We start from the raw sequence: 13,844 nt of genomic DNA, 5'->3' as shown, positions 1-13,844 counted from the left end.
GCGGCTCCGTGACCGCTCATGACGGGGTTGCCTCAGCGCCGCCACCGGAAGGCGGCGGGCTCGTCCATATCGGGCCGACCGCAGCGGCCGGCCCTGGCAAACGCCATTAAAGGCCCGCAGCGTCCTTCAGGGCCGCGGCACGGTCGGTCTTCTCCCACGGGAATGCGGTAAAGGTCTTGCCGCCCACGGTCATCTCGAACGGCTCGCGACCGAAGTGGCCGTATGCCGCCGTCGGGCGATACATCGGGTGCAGCAGGTCCAGCATCCGGGTGATCGCGTACGGGCGCAGGTCGAAGTGCTGGCGAACCAACTCGACGATCTTGTCGTCGCTGACCTTGCCGGTGCCGAAGGTGTTCAGCGAGATGGAGGTGGGCTCGGCCACGCCAATGGCGTAGGACACCTGGATCTCGCACTTGTCGGCCAGGCCGGCGGCGACGATGTTCTTGGCCACGTAACGGCCGGCATAGGCGGCGGAGCGGTCGACCTTGGAGGGGTCTTTGCCGGAGAAGGCGCCGCCCCCGTGGCGGGCCATGCCGCCGTAGGTGTCGACGATGATCTTGCGACCGGTCAGGCCACAGTCGCCCACCGGGCCGCCGATGACGAACTTGCCGGTCGGGTTGATGTGGAACTGGGTGTCTTTGTGCAGCAGTTCCGCCGGCAGGGTGTGCTTGATGATCAGCTCCATCACCGCTTCTTTCAGGTCGGCCTGGGACACCTCGGGATCGTGCTGGGTGGACAGCACCACCGCGTCAATGCCAACCACCTTGCCGTTTTCATAGCGGCAGGTGACCTGGCTCTTGGCGTCCGGGCGCAGCCACGGCAACAGGCCGCTCTTGCGGGCCTCGGCCTGGCGCTGGACCAGTCGGTGGGAGAAGGTGATGGGCGCGGGCATCAGCACGTCGGTTTCATTGCTGGCGTAGCCGAACATCAGGCCTTGGTCGCCGGCGCCCTGGTCTTCCGGCTTCTGCCGGTCCACGCCCTGGGCGATGTCCACGGACTGCTTGCCGATGATATTGATCACGCCGCAGGTGTCGCCGTCGTAGCCCACGTCGGAGGAGGTGTAGCCGATGTCCTTGATGACGCCGCGCACCAGTTCTTCCAGGTCGACCCAGGCGCTGGTGGTGATTTCGCCACCCACGATGGCAACGCCGGTTTTCACCATGGTTTCGCAGGCCACGCGGGCGTGTGGGTCGTCGGCCAGGATCGCGTCCAGAACGGCATCGGAAATCTGGTCCGCCAGTTTGTCCGGGTGGCCCTCGGAAACCGACTCGGAAGTAAAGATGCTGTAATCAGACATAGCTGCGTGCTCCCTCTTGTGAGCGTATCAAAATCATGCCGGGGCCACGGATGACCAAAGCCGGCGGCCTTCGTTTGCGTGGTTTTACCGGGTGTACGTAATTCCACTTACACCCATATCAAAAAATTTTGATGTTTGGATGTCAGCCGCGCCTAGGCTGGCATCGGGGCTTTCCAGAATTCCCGGACCTGAATCTGAAAACCGTTGCGCAGGCCGATGAACAGCCGCTCCCCGGCCACCAGGTCCGCCTCCGCCGCCCAGCGGGTCAGCTCCTCCGGTTCAAAGCCGAGCCAGAGGTCGCCGCAGTTCTCCTTGACCCAGTTCTGATCGTGGCTGCACAGGTCGCTGACCACGAAACAGCCGCCGTTGTTCATCAGAGCCGCGGCATCGAGAAAAATGTCCGCCGGACTGGGCACGTGGTGCAGCACCATATTCGCCACCACCAGATCGAAGGCGTCGCCCCGGGCCAGCAGAGTGTCGGTGACGCCTTCGATCAGGTCGACGTTGTCGAGCCGCGCCTCGATGCAGGTCCGGGTGGCCTTGGCCAGCATGTCGCGGCTGTTGTCCAGGGCCACCACCTGCTCGAACAGCTCGGACAGCACGGGCAGGAACCCTCCCTCCCCGGGGCCGATCTCCAGGGCGGACTGCCACGGTTGGCGCTCGGCCCGCCGGCGGATCAGCTCCGCCGTTGGCTCGGCGTACAGCTCGAACGCGGCGATCAGCTCCTGCTGCTCCCGGAACTGCTCCGCGTGCCGGGCAAAGAACGCCTGCGACTGTTCCGCCCGCTGGCGCCGGATGGCGTCGATCTTGTCCTGCAGGTGCCGGGCCAGGGGCAGCCGGTCCACGGTCTCGAAGATCTGGCGGATGGTCTGGTCCGTGAGTGTGTCGCTGTCCAGATGCAGCGGGCGGCGGTAGAAAATCGCGTTGCCTTCCCGCTGCGGCTCCAGCAGCCCGGCTTTATGCATCACCTTCAGGTGATGGCTCATGCCGGACTGGCGCATGTCGAACATCTGGCTCAGCTCCAGCACGCCGAACGTGTCCCGGCGCAGCACGCGCAGTATCTCCAGGCGCAGCGGATCGCCGCTGGCCTTGAAGATGGGGGCCAGGGCGTCGGCCGTGGCCAGATCGTTCGCATGGGCATTCATTGCAGTCATGGGTGCGAAGTTTAGGTGGGTTGGGGTGGTCAATCAATAGGCATATCAAAAAATTTTGATATAGGTATATGGCGAGAGGGTGGGTGCCCGTTTCGGGAATCCGCAGGACGGGGAGGCGGAAAAAGATGCCGTCCGATTTGCCCCGGCCGGCCCTAATCGGCGAAAATACGCGCCTTCTTTTTGATCAGTCCCCCTTGTCCTCGATACATACACTGGAGAAACGTCAATGCCGTCTCGTAAAGATCTTGCCAACGCCATTCGCGCGCTGAGCATGGATGCGGTGCAAAAAGCCAATTCCGGCCACCCGGGTGCGCCCATGGGTATGGCGGATATTGCCGAGGTGCTCTGGAACGACTTCCTGAAGCACAACCCGGCCAACCCGCAATGGGCCAACCGTGACCGCTTCGTGCTGTCCAACGGTCACGGCTCCATGCTGCAGTACTCGCTGCTGCACCTGAGCGGTTACGACGTTTCCATCGACGACCTGAAGAACTTCCGCCAGCTCCACTCCAAGACGCCGGGCCACCCCGAGTTCGGCTACACTCCGGGCATTGAGACCACCACCGGCCCGCTGGGCCAAGGCATTGCCAACGCCGTTGGCTTCGCCATCGCGGAAAAGGCCCTGGCGGCACAGTTCAACCGGCCGGGTTTTGAGATCGTCGATCATTACACCTACGCCTTCCTGGGCGATGGCTGCCTGATGGAGGGCATCTCCCACGAAGTGTGCTCCCTGGCCGGTACCCTGGGCCTGGGCAAGCTGATCTTCTTCTACGACGACAACGGCATTTCCATCGACGGTGAAGTGGAGGGCTGGTTCACCGACAACACGCCGAAACGCTTCGAGTCCTATGGCTGGCAGGTCATCCCGGACGTTGACGGCCACGATCCGGACGCGGTCCGTGCCGCTATCGAGGCGGCCCGCGCCAACACCGAACAGCCGACCCTGATCTGCTGCAAGACCATCATCGGCTTCGGTTCCCCGAACAAGCAGGGCAAAGAAAGCTGTCACGGTGCGCCCCTGGGCGAGGACGAAGTGGCGCTGGCCCGTCAGGCTCTGGGCTGGTCGCACCCGCCGTTCGTGATCCCGGACGAAATCTACGCCGCCTGGAATGCCCATGACCGGGGCGCCGCCGCCCAGCAGGCCTGGGAGGAACTGTTCGCGGCCTACGAGCGGGCCGAACCCGAGCTGGCGGCGGAATTCAAGCGCCGGATGGCGGGCGAGCTGCCGGCGGACTTCGCCGAGAAGGCCGACGCCTACATCCGCGAGTGCCAGGCCAAGGGCGAGACCGTGGCCACCCGCAAGGCGTCCCAGAACACCCTGAACGCGTTTGGCCCGATGCTGCCGGAGCTGATGGGCGGCTCCGCCGACCTGGCCGGTTCCAACCTGACCCTGTGGAGCGGTGCCAAGGGCCTGAGCCGGGACGACGCCTCCGGTAACTACATCTACTACGGCGTGCGCGAGTTCGGCATGGCCGCGATCATGAACGGCATTGCCCTGCACGGCGGTTTCGTGCCTTACGGCGCCACCTTTCTGGTGTTCATGGAGTACGCCCGCAACGCGGTGCGCATGGCTGCACTGATGAAACAGCGGGCCATCTTCGTGTTCACCCACGACTCCATCGGCCTGGGCGAGGACGGCCCGACCCATCAGCCGGTCGAGCAGCTGGCCAGCCTGCGTACCACGCCCAATATGAACACCTGGCGCCCGGCCGACGCGGTGGAATCCGCGGTGGCCTGGAAAGCCGCTCTGGAGCGCCGGGACGGCCCCTCGGCTCTGGTCTTCTCCCGTCAGGGGCTGGCGCACCAGGAGCGCAGCGACGCGCAGCTGGCCGACATCGCCCGGGGGGGCTACGTGCTGTCCGACAGCGACGGCACGCCGGACCTGATCCTGATCGCCACCGGTTCCGAAGTGGCGCTGGCACAGGAGGCCGCGGAGCGTCTGCGCGCCCAGGGCCGGGCGGTACGGGTGGTCTCCATGCCCTCCACGGAAGTGTTCGACGCCCAACCGGCCGAATACAAGCAGCGGGTGCTGCCGCTGGAGGTCACCAACCGCATCGCCATCGAAGCGGCGGCCGCCGACTTCTGGTACAAGTACGTGGGGCTGGACGGCCGCATCATCGGCATGACCACGTTCGGTGAGTCCGCCCCGGCCGGCGAACTGTTCCGGGAATTCGGCTTCACCGTCGAGAACGTGCTGGACGTGGCCGCCGAGCTGCTGGACGACTGATCGCCCATGGCGCGCACCGGGCCTTTTCGGGTTGCCATCAACGGGTACGGCCGTATCGGCCAGTGCGTGTTGCGGGCCCTGTATGAAAACGGCTATCGCGATCATCTGCAGGTGGTCGCGATCAATGAGCTGTCGGACATCGACACCATTGCCCACCTGACCCGGTACGACTCCACCCATGGCCGCTTCCGCGGCGACGTCGCGGTAGCGGGCAGCGAACTGCAGGTGAACGGCGACCGGATTCGGGTGCTGCGGCATCCGGACCCCGCCGATCTGCCCTGGCGCCTGCTGGACGTGGATCTGGTGCTGGAGTGTTCCGGTGCCTACTCCGACCGGGCCACCGCGCAGAAGCACATCGACGCCGGTGCCCGGCGGTTGTTGTTCTCCCAGCCCGCGGAGGCGGATGTCGACCGCACCGTGGTATATGGCATCAACGACCGGGAGCTGAGCGCGCGGGACGTCATCGTCGCCGCCGGCTCCTGCACCACCAACTGCCTGGTGCCGGTGGTCCAGGTCCTCGACCAAGCCCTGGGTATCGAGCACGGCGCCACCACCACCATCCACGCCGCCATGAATGACCAGCCGGTCATCGACGCCTACCACCACAAGGATCTCCGCCGCACCCGCAGCGCCCTGCACAACATCGTGCCGGTGGAAACCGGGCTGGCGCGGGGGATCGAGCGGCTGCTGCCGCATATGGAAGGGCGGTTCAGCTCGGTAGCCATGCGCGTGCCCACCCTGAACGTGTCCGCCATCGACATGGTGGTGACGGTCCGCACCCCGACCGACGTGGTGTCGGTCAACCACCTGCTCCGGCAGGCGGCGCAGGGGCCGCTCCGGGGTATCCTTGGTTATACCGACGAATTGCTGGCCAGTTCCGATTTCAACCACGATGCCCATTCCGGCGTGGTGGACGGCGGCCAGACCCGGGTGACCGGAGGCACCCTGGTCAAAGTGTTGTGCTGGTTCGACAATGAGTGGGGATTTGCGAACCGGATGCTCGACGTCAGCCGCAGTTGGCTGGCCCGGATTGATGAGTGAGTTTCAGACCACAAGACAAAGGAACACGACAATGGCCATCAAGAAGATGACTGACCTGGACCTGGCCGGCAAGCGGGTCCTGATCCGTGAAGATCTGAACGTGCCGGTCAAGGACGGCCGGGTGACCAGCGACGCCCGCATCCGCGCTGCGTTGCCGACCATCCTGGCGGCGCGGGATGCCGGCGCCCGGGTAATGCTGATGTCCCACCTGGGCCGCCCCGAGGAGGGCGTGTACGACGAAGCCGCGTCCATGAAACCGGTGGCGGAGCACCTGTCCGGCCTGCTGGGCCAGAACGTTCGCTTGGTCCAGGATTACCTGGACGGCGTGGACGTGGCCGAGGGTGAAGTGGTGCTGTTCGAGAACGTACGCTTCAACAAGGGCGAGAAAAAGGACGACGAAACCCTGGCCCGCCGGTACGCGGCCCTGTGTGACGTGTTCGTGATGGATGCCTTCGGTACCGCGCACCGTGCCCAGGCCTCCACCCACGGCGTCGCCCGCTTTGCCCCCGAGGCCTGCGCCGGCCCGCTGCTGGCGGCCGAGCTGGACGCTTTGGGCAAGGCTCTGGACAACCCCGCCAAGCCGGTGGTCGCCATTGTCGGAGGTTCCAAGGTGTCCACCAAGCTGGACGTGCTCAACGCGCTGTCCCGGGTGTGCGACCAGATCATTGTGGGGGGCGGCATCGCCAACACCTTCCTGGCTGCCGCCGGCCATCCGGTGGGCAAGTCCCTGTGCGAGCACGACCTGATCGACACCGCCAGGGACATCGCCTCCCGCGTGGAAATCCCGCTGCCGGTTGACGTGGTCGTGGCGCCGGAGTTCGCCGAAAACGCCAGTGCGACCACCAAACGCATCGACGACGTCACCGACGGCGACATGATCCTCGACGTAGGGCCTGAAACCGCCGGCAAATTCGCCGAGCTTCTGAAAAACGCCAAAACCATCCTGTGGAACGGTCCGGTGGGCGTGTTCGAGTTCGACCAGTTCGGTAACGGCACCCAGGCCCTGGCCAACGCCATCGCCGAAAGCGACGCCTTCTCCCTGGCCGGCGGCGGCGACACCGTTGCAGCCGTTGACAAATACGGCGTAGCTGACAAGATTTCCTACATCTCCACCGGTGGCGGCGCGTTTCTGGAATTTGTGGAAGGCAAAACCCTGCCGGCAGTCGCTGTACTGGAAGAGCGTGGTGCTTAAAGAGACCAGTTAATCGTCAGATTCGCGAGGCCAGCCCCGCTGCCAGCCGAAGCAGACTCACAGGTCTGAAACGAACAGAATTCAAACCTCAAAATCAACGAAGGAGACAACCCATGGCCCTGATATCGCTGCGGCAACTTCTGGACCACGCCGCCGAGCATGGTTACGGTGTGCCAGCCTTTAACGTCAACAACCTCGAACAGATGCGTGCCATCATGGAAGCCGCCGACAAGACCGACTCCCCGGTCATCGTCCAGGCCTCCGCCGGTGCCCGCAAATACGCCGGTGCCCCCTTCCTGCGCCATCTGATCCTGGCGGCCATCGAGGAGTTCCCCCATATCCCGGTGGTCATGCACCAAGACCACGGCACCAGCCCGGCCGTATGCCAGCGCTCCATCCAGCTGGGTTTCAGCTCCGTCATGATGGACGGCTCTCTGGGTGAAGACGGTAAAACCCCGACCAGCTACGAATACAACGTCGACGTCACCCGTCGCACCGTGGAAATGGCTCACGCCTGCGGCGTCTCCGTGGAAGGTGAGCTGGGCTGCCTGGGCTCCCTGGAAACTGGCCAGGCCGGCGAGGAAGACGGCATCGGGGCCGAGGGCACTCTCGACCACAGCCAGATGCTGACCGATCCGGAAGAGGCGGCGGACTTCGTCAAGCAGACCGGCGTGGACGCTCTGGCCATCGCCATCGGCACCAGCCACGGCGCCTATAAGTTCACCCGTCCGCCCACCGGCGACATTCTGGCCATCGACCGAATCAAGGAAATCCACGCCCGCATTCCGGACACCCATCTGGTCATGCACGGCTCCAGCTCTGTGCCCCAGGAGTGGCTGAAAGTGATCAACGAATTCGGTGGCGAGATTCCGGAAACCTACGGCGTGCCGGTCGAGGAGATCGTCGAAGGCATCAAGCACGGCGTGCGCAAGGTCAACATCGACACCGACCTGCGCCTGGCCTCCACCGGTGCCATCCGCCGCTTCCTGGCCAACAACAAGGCGGAATTCGATCCGCGCAAGTACCTGAAGGAGTCCATCAAGGCGATGCAGGACATCTGCGTGTCCCGCTACGAAGCCTTCGGTACCGCCGGTATGGCCAGCAAGATCAAACCGATCAGCCTGGACGGCATGGCCGAGCGCTACGCCGCCGGCGAGCTGGATCCGAAAATCGCCTGAGGCCTGGCGTCGGCCGGCCGATCCATTCTGGCGAGAAACGGGGCTTCGGCCCCGTTTCTTTTTTTGACTCTCAACAATTACGAACAACTCCCTCCTTGTAATTTCAGCAACCTCATCAAATATATAGTGGTTAGCAAGCGAGCACATCGGCTCAGACGTTTAACCAGTGGTGAGGAGCAGGATGGAATTCAAAGACTATTACGCCGTACTCGGTGTGAGTGAATCCGCCTCCCCCGAGGAGATCAAGAAGGCCTACCGCCGGCTGGCCCGCAAATACCATCCGGATGTCAGTAAGGAGACCGACGCCGACGAAAAGTTTAAGGACATCGGCGAGGCTTACGAAGTCCTGAAGGACCCGGAAAAGCGGGCGGAATACGACCAGCTGCGCAGGTACGGCCGGCGTGGCGATGGCAGTTTCGAGCCGCCGCCCGGCTGGCAGAGTGCCTCCGGTTTCGGCGGTGGTGGCTTCACCGAGGCCGATGCCCGGCAGTTCAGTGACTTTTTCGAGGAAATCTTCGGCGGTGGCCGTCGGGGCGGCTTCGACGGTGGCGGTTTCCACCGGGGCAGCGCGCGCCTGCGGGGTGAGGATGTCCACGCCCGGCTGGCGCTGTTCCTGGAGGAGGCGTTTCAGGGCTGTGAAAAGCAGATCGCCTACACGGTTCATGAACTGGATGAGCACGGCCGTGTCCGGGCCCGGCGCAAGACCCTCAAGGTGAAGATTCCGGCCGGCGTGCGGGAGGGTCAGCACATCCGCCTGAAAGGCCAGGGCTCGCCCGGCCTGGGCGGCGGCGAGCCGGGGGATCTGTTCATTGAAATCGAGCTGGCGCCGCATCCCCACTTCACCGTGGAAGGACGGGACGTGCTGATCACGGTGCCGGTGACGCCGTGGGAGGCGGCCCTTGGGGCCACCATCACGGTGCCGACCGTCGGCGCCCGGGTCAACGTCAAGGTGCCCAAGGGGTCCACCAGTGGCCGTAAGCTGAGGCTCAAGGGTAAGGGCTTCCCGGGCAAGCATCCCGGCGACCAGATCGTGATCCTCCAGGTGACGGTGCCGGCCCAGCATTCGCCGGAGGCGGAGGCCCTGTACCGGCAACTGGCGGAGCTGGAGAAGGACTTCAACCCACGGGCCAAACTGCATGTGTAACCGGAGGCTGAGATGACCAAGCAGGACCCGATGATGGTGGTGAGCGTGACCGATCTCGGTGGCAGCACCTTCACCCTGCGCGAAGTGTGCGAACGGGGGGATTGCCACGCCGAGTTCGTGATCGAGCTGGTGGACTACGGCATTATCTCGCCGGTGGAGGAGGGGGCCGAGGCGGCGCAGTGGCGGTTTGACGTGGCCGCGCTCAATCGGCTGCGCAAGGCGCTCCGGTTGCAGCGGGACTTGAAAATCAACCTGCCGGGTCTGGCTATGTCCCTGGATTTGCTGGATGAACTCCAGGAGATGCGGCGGGAGGTGCGGCGCCTGAACCAGCAGCTCCGGCAACTTCTGGGGGACTGACCGGCGATCCTTTCGCAACTGGCTTGCATCTTGCATATGTCTTCTTCCAAGACATGGCTTGGGAAGCTGTCGATATGGGCAGGGAGAGCCTGTAACGCCTTGTTGATGGAGAGTCTATGAACACGAGCCTGTTCATGAAGAAAGTGTTGGCCAGCCGCCTGCTGAGGCCGGTGTTCCTGATCCTGGTGGTGGCCGGTGTGTTGCAGGTGGTGGTCAGCCAGTGGCTGATCGCCCGCCAGGTCGACACCTTGGTGGCCGCCGCTGGGAGTGCGTTGGAGAGCAGCGGCCGGCAGATGAGCGACTCGTTCGGCGAGACCCGCGAGGATGTCCGGGCCCGGTTGCAGGCCATGCGGGAGCAGACCACCGCCGAGCTGGCGGAGGAACTGACCCGGCAGCAGACCGACCAGCGCCAGCGCATCGCCGCCAACGTCCGGGCGGCGGTGCTGGCGGAAGCCCAGGGCTTGGCGGACGTGCTCGCGTCGGTGGCGGCGCCGCTGATCTGGGACCGCGACATCCCCCGCCTCACCGACTTGGTGGAACTGGCGGACGCCCGGGAGTCGGTGCTGTTTGCCGTCTACTTCGACCAGTACGGCGAGCGGATGACCCGCTACGTCGACCGCTCCGACCCCAGGGTACGCACCCTGATGGAACAGGGCGAAGGCCATGGTGCGGCCAGTCGGGTGCTGGATGCGGCCGCCCGGGATCCCAACGTGGTGATCGTGACCGCCGACATCAAGCCCCAGGGTTCGTCCATCGGACAACTGAAGCTGGGACTGTCGTTGGAAGGCATCAACCGCGACCTGGAAACCCTGGAGCAGGAGTTCAGCGCCACCATCGAAAACAGCATCAACGCGCTGCGCAACACCTTGGACGCGGAGACCGAACAGGTCAACCAGCGTCTGCAGCAGCAGCTGGCGAGCATGGATGGCGTGGCCCGGGATCGGATTGCCGAAACCGAGCAGGCACTGGAGGCGGAAGCCCGGAACCTGTCCAGTACCCTGTCCTGGCTGGCGGTCGGCTCCATCCTGGTGTTGATCCTGCTGGTGGCGGCGGTGCTTGGCGGCGGGGTGCTGCCCCGGGTGCTGCGGCTGAACCGTGCCATCTGGGGGATTGCCGATGGCGAGGCGGATCTCACCCGCCGGGTGTCGTTGCAGGGCAAGGATGAACTGACCGAGATGGCCCGGGGCATGAACCGTTTCATCGCCCGCATTCAGGAACTGGTGTCGGACGTTCAGGCCACGGCCGAAGCTTCGGCCAGTCAGGCCAACGAGCAGGGTGATCTGAGCCGCCGCGCGGTCGCTTCGGTGAAACGGCAGAAACAGGAAGTGGCGGAGGTGTCCGAAACCATGGCCGCGATGTCCGGCAGCATCTCTGAGGTGGCCGACAACATTCAGGACGTGGCCGGCTCGGTTCGCACCGTCAGCGCTGAAAGCGAGGCGACGGCGGGCCTGTCCCGGGAAGTCCGGCATCGTCTGGAGCAGGTGGTGAAGGATGTGGAACAGGCGGTCGCCGTGGTCAGCAACCTGGATGCCCGTAGCCAGGAGATCGAGTCGGTGCTGTCGGTGATCGGCGCCATCGCCGAACAGACCAACCTACTGGCGCTGAACGCCGCCATCGAGGCGGCCCGGGCCGGCGAGTCCGGGCGCGGCTTCGCCGTGGTCGCTGACGAGGTGCGTACCCTGGCCAGCCGCACCCAGGATTCCACCACCGAGATTCAGGGCATCATCGAGCGGCTGCAGCAGGGCAGCCAGGAAGTGGTGCGGGTGATCAACCAGGTCTCCGACCGCATCGCCGAGTCCACGTCGGAATTCCGCAAGGCCGACGAGCACTTTGAACAGATCAATCAGCTGCTGTCGCAGCTGCAGGAACGGGCGCTGGCCATTGCCTCGGTCGCCGAGGCGGAAGGCCGCAACGCCACTCGGGTCAGCACCAGCGTCGACGAGATCGCCCGCTCCTCGGAAGAGGCGGCCGAGGCCATCGAGCACTCGGACCGGGGCAGCAAGGCCATTGGCGAGCTGCTGACCACCCTGAAGGCCAAGACCTCGCAGTTCCGGGTCTAGCCCTGGCAGAGTCGGGCCCGGGCCGCCCGGTATTCCCGGCTCAGCCGGCTCACCAGGTCCGCGACACTGAGCACGTCGTGGATCTGGCTGACGCCCTGGCCCGCCGACCACACCGTTTTCCAGGCCTTGGCCTCGTCCGCCAGTGGTTTGAGCTTTTCGCCGTAGTTCACCTCGCCGGCCTGGTGCAGTTTGTCCATGGGATAGCCGGCCGCCTCCAGGCTCTGGCGCAGGAAACTGGCGGGCACCCCGGACACCGCCGGGGTGTGGATGATGTCGGTGGACTCCGCCTCGATGATCATGTTCCGGTAGGCGTCCTCGGCCTGGGATTCCAGGGTGTTGATGAAGCGGGTGCCCATGTAGACCAGATCCGCGCCCAGGGCCTGGGCGGCCAGGATATCCTCGCCGTGGCTCAGGCCCCCGGCCAGCAGCAGGGTGCCGTCGAACACCGAGCGGATCTCATGGGCCAGTACGAAGGGGTTGAGGGTGCCGGCATGGCCGCCAGCGCCGGCAGCCACCGCGATGATGCCGTCGACACCGGCCTCGGCCGCCTTGCGCGCATGCTTGAGGGTGGTGACGTCGTGGAACACCAGGCCGCCGTACCCGTGCACCGCGTCCACCACTTGGCTGGCCGCGCCCAGGGACGTGATTACGATGGGCACCCGGTGTTTTACGCACAGGGCCAGGTCGGTTTGCCAGCGAGGGTTGGTGCGGTGCACCACCAGGTTGACCGCCCAGGGGGCTTGCACCGCGCCGGGGTGTTGCCGGTGCTCCCGTGCCAGGGTTTCGTTCATCTGAATCAGCCAGGCTTCAAACCCCTCGCTGGTGCGCTGGTTGAGGGCCGGAAAGCTGCCGACGATGCCCTGCCGGCAGCAGGCCAGCGCCAGTTCGGGGCCGGAGATCAGGAACATGGGGGCGGCAACCAGCGGCAAGGCCAGACGATCGACGAGTGGTGGGGGGAGGGGCATGGCGTGTCCTTTCGTTCTTGTTGGGAATGGGCGTGTCCCGGGATCTTACCTTGACCGGCGGGCCCTGCAAACGGTTGGTCGGGTCACTTGCACCGGTGGCCCCGTGGGGTACACTCTGCGCCCCCCATGGTCAAATCATACACACCCCGAACCCAGGCTCCGGATTTGCGATCCGGCCGGCAGGAGCATATCGATGAGTGAAAACACCGTTGTCTGCGCACTCTACACGTTCGCAGTCCTGAACGATTTCCGGACACTGCGCCAGCCGTTGCTGGACCTGATGCAGGGGAACGGCGTGCGCGGCACGCTGCTGCTGGCCCGGGAAGGCATCAACGGCACCATCGCCGGCCCCCGCGACGGCATCGACGCAGTCAAGGCCTGGCTGGCGGACGACGGCCGTTTCGACGGCATCGACTACAAGGAGTCCCTGGCGGACATCCAGCCGTTCAAGCGCACCAAGGTCAAGCTTAAGAACGAGATCGTCACCCTCGGCGTGGCCGGGATCGACCCCCGGCATGTGGTGGGAACTTACGTTGAGCCGTCGGACTGGAACGATTTGATTTCCGACCCCGAGGTGCTGGTGATCGACACCCGCAACCGCTACGAGGTGGACGTCGGCACCTTCCGCAACGCCGTCAGCCCGGACACGGACAGCTTCCGCGAATTTCCGGAATACGTGCAGCGGAACCTGGACCCCGCCCGGCACCGTAAGGTGGCCATGTTCTGTACCGGCGGCATCCGCTGTGAAAAATCCACCGCCTACCTCAAGTCCCGGGGGTTCGAGGAGGTTTACCACCTTCGGGGCGGCATTCTGAACTATTTGGAGACAGTGCCGGAGAGCCAGAGTTTGTGGCAAGGTGAGTGCTTTGTCTTCGACGACCGGGTCACCGTCAACCACCGCCTGGCCCGGGGAAACTATGACCTGTGCCATGCCTGCCGCCGACCGATCACAGAGGCCGACAAGCAGCGACCGGAATACGAGCGAGGGGTCAGCTGCCACCGGTGCATCGACGACCTGTCCGAGGCGCGCAAGGCGCGGTTCCGTGAGCGTGAGCGCCAGATGCGGCTGGCCCGGGCACGGGGCGAGGCGCACGTGGGGGGCGAGGCCGCCCGGGCCATCGCCGAGCGCAAGGCCCGCAAACAGGCGCAGCGGAAGGCTCAGGCACGGCGCAGCCAGGCGGGAGAGCCGGCCCGGACACGGGAGGACCATTGATCAACCCAGCAAGCAA

At 65.1% G+C, this 13,844-nt stretch carries 11 protein-coding genes; 8 read left to right on the top strand and 3 right to left on the bottom strand.

What is annotated here, in order from left to right; all coding sequences use genetic code 11:
- Nucleotides 1-106: 106 nt before the first annotated feature.
- Both metK and BTO32_RS10405 read right to left on the bottom strand, forming a co-directional pair.
- Entirely contained in the window at nucleotides 107-1,297 is a 1,191-nt protein-coding gene (gene metK / locus BTO32_RS10410) for a methionine adenosyltransferase (protein ID WP_076724580.1), read from the bottom strand.
- A gap of 152 nt (nucleotides 1,298-1,449) precedes the next feature.
- Nucleotides 1,450-2,451, bottom strand: coding sequence for a metalloregulator ArsR/SmtB family transcription factor (locus BTO32_RS10405; protein ID WP_076724579.1), 1,002 nt, complete (start codon nucleotides 2,449-2,451; stop codon nucleotides 1,450-1,452).
- Between the two features lie 226 nt (nucleotides 2,452-2,677).
- Between BTO32_RS10405 and tkt the strand changes: the two genes are divergently transcribed.
- The 7 genes from tkt (at nucleotide 2,678) to BTO32_RS10370 (ending at nucleotide 11,650) form a co-directional block, all read left to right on the top strand.
- Nucleotides 2,678-4,678 (top strand): transketolase, encoded by a 2,001-nt coding sequence (gene tkt / locus BTO32_RS10400; RefSeq protein ID WP_076724578.1) that lies wholly within the window; start codon nucleotides 2,678-2,680, stop codon nucleotides 4,676-4,678.
- A 6-nt stretch (nucleotides 4,679-4,684) separates the two neighbouring features.
- Complete coding sequence (locus tag BTO32_RS10395) at nucleotides 4,685-5,719, top strand: type I glyceraldehyde-3-phosphate dehydrogenase (RefSeq protein WP_076724577.1); 1,035 nt, start codon at nucleotides 4,685-4,687, stop codon at nucleotides 5,717-5,719.
- A 31-nt stretch (nucleotides 5,720-5,750) separates the two neighbouring features.
- A complete protein-coding gene (locus tag BTO32_RS10390; RefSeq protein ID WP_076724576.1) occupies nucleotides 5,751-6,911 on the top strand; it encodes a phosphoglycerate kinase in 1,161 nt (386 codons plus the stop codon).
- A 113-nt stretch (nucleotides 6,912-7,024) separates the two neighbouring features.
- Nucleotides 7,025-8,089, top strand: a complete 1,065-nt coding sequence (gene fba, locus BTO32_RS10385; protein WP_076724575.1) for a class II fructose-bisphosphate aldolase — start codon at nucleotides 7,025-7,027, stop codon at nucleotides 8,087-8,089.
- Nucleotides 8,090-8,270: 181 nt separating this feature from the next.
- Entirely contained in the window at nucleotides 8,271-9,233 is a 963-nt protein-coding gene (locus BTO32_RS10380) for a DnaJ C-terminal domain-containing protein (protein ID WP_076724574.1), read from the top strand.
- Nucleotides 9,234-9,245: 12 nt separating this feature from the next.
- On the top strand, nucleotides 9,246-9,590 hold the full coding sequence (locus BTO32_RS10375) for a chaperone modulator CbpM (RefSeq protein WP_076724573.1): 345 nt from the start codon (nucleotides 9,246-9,248) through the stop codon (nucleotides 9,588-9,590).
- A 116-nt stretch (nucleotides 9,591-9,706) separates the two neighbouring features.
- Nucleotides 9,707-11,650, top strand: a complete 1,944-nt coding sequence (locus tag BTO32_RS10370) for a methyl-accepting chemotaxis protein (protein ID WP_076724572.1) — start codon at nucleotides 9,707-9,709, stop codon at nucleotides 11,648-11,650.
- Here BTO32_RS10370 and BTO32_RS10365 read toward each other — a convergent pair.
- On the bottom strand, nucleotides 11,647-12,615 hold the full coding sequence (locus BTO32_RS10365) for an NAD(P)H-dependent flavin oxidoreductase (protein WP_076724571.1): 969 nt from the start codon (nucleotides 12,613-12,615) through the stop codon (nucleotides 11,647-11,649). The genes BTO32_RS10370 and BTO32_RS10365 overlap by 4 nt on opposite strands.
- A 193-nt stretch (nucleotides 12,616-12,808) precedes the next feature.
- Between BTO32_RS10365 and trhO the strand changes: the two genes are divergently transcribed.
- A complete protein-coding gene (gene trhO, locus BTO32_RS10360) occupies nucleotides 12,809-13,828 on the top strand; it encodes an oxygen-dependent tRNA uridine(34) hydroxylase TrhO (RefSeq protein ID WP_076724570.1) in 1,020 nt (339 codons plus the stop codon).
- The last annotated feature ends 16 nt before the right edge of the window (nucleotides 13,829-13,844 follow it).

Origin of the sequence: Marinobacter lutaoensis (assembly GCF_001981305.1) — a bacterium.
In the GTDB taxonomy this organism is placed as follows: Bacteria; Pseudomonadota; Gammaproteobacteria; order Pseudomonadales; family Oleiphilaceae; genus Marinobacter; species Marinobacter lutaoensis.
Note: the sequence above shows the minus strand (reverse complement) of the source record. Positions and strands in the feature narration are given on the sequence as shown.

What these genes read in the sequence shown, in the direction of transcription:
- metK (WP_076724580.1), bottom strand. Translation starts at nt 1,297, where the DNA reads ATGTCTGATTACAGCATCTTTACTTCCGAGTCGGTTTCCGAGGGCCAC.
- BTO32_RS10405 (WP_076724579.1), bottom strand. Translation starts at nt 2,451, where the DNA reads ATGACTGCAATGAATGCCCATGCGAACGATCTGGCCACGGCCGACGCC.
- tkt (WP_076724578.1), top strand. Translation starts at nt 2,678, where the DNA reads ATGCCGTCTCGTAAAGATCTTGCCAACGCCATTCGCGCGCTGAGCATG.
- BTO32_RS10395 (WP_076724577.1), top strand. Translation starts at nt 4,685, where the DNA reads ATGGCGCGCACCGGGCCTTTTCGGGTTGCCATCAACGGGTACGGCCGT.
- BTO32_RS10390 (WP_076724576.1), top strand. Translation starts at nt 5,751, where the DNA reads ATGGCCATCAAGAAGATGACTGACCTGGACCTGGCCGGCAAGCGGGTC.
- fba (WP_076724575.1), top strand. Translation starts at nt 7,025, where the DNA reads ATGGCCCTGATATCGCTGCGGCAACTTCTGGACCACGCCGCCGAGCAT.
- BTO32_RS10380 (WP_076724574.1), top strand. Translation starts at nt 8,271, where the DNA reads ATGGAATTCAAAGACTATTACGCCGTACTCGGTGTGAGTGAATCCGCC.
- BTO32_RS10375 (WP_076724573.1), top strand. Translation starts at nt 9,246, where the DNA reads ATGACCAAGCAGGACCCGATGATGGTGGTGAGCGTGACCGATCTCGGT.
- BTO32_RS10370 (WP_076724572.1), top strand. Translation starts at nt 9,707, where the DNA reads ATGAACACGAGCCTGTTCATGAAGAAAGTGTTGGCCAGCCGCCTGCTG.
- BTO32_RS10365 (WP_076724571.1), bottom strand. Translation starts at nt 12,615, where the DNA reads ATGCCCCTCCCCCCACCACTCGTCGATCGTCTGGCCTTGCCGCTGGTT.
- trhO (WP_076724570.1), top strand. Translation starts at nt 12,809, where the DNA reads ATGAGTGAAAACACCGTTGTCTGCGCACTCTACACGTTCGCAGTCCTG.